Genomic DNA, 213 nt, shown 5'->3' on the forward strand with positions numbered 1-213 from the left:
GTTGAAGCCTGGGCCAAAGACAATTCGATTGAAGACTACCTCGCCTATTCCCTAACCCAACCGGATGGCACGTTTGTGATCAAGCTGGAAGACGATATGCTCCGCGATCTCTTCCGTGGTCCATATCCACAGATCTATTTCAAAGTCTGGTGCGGTGGAGTCTTACTCAGGGACACCGGAGATTACGTCTACTGGAAATTTGAGAAACCAGAC

Annotated in this window: 1 protein-coding gene; it reads left to right on the forward strand. The window is 49.3% G+C overall.

The features are described 5' to 3' along the window. A partial coding sequence (locus tag ACKPVM_RS20575) for a hypothetical protein (RefSeq protein ID WP_409311599.1) occupies positions 1–213 on the forward strand: 213 nt, incomplete at both ends.

The organism is Pectobacterium hainanensis (assembly GCF_046237015.1).
In the GTDB taxonomy this organism is placed as follows: Bacteria; Pseudomonadota; Gammaproteobacteria; order Enterobacterales; family Enterobacteriaceae; genus JBJYIN01.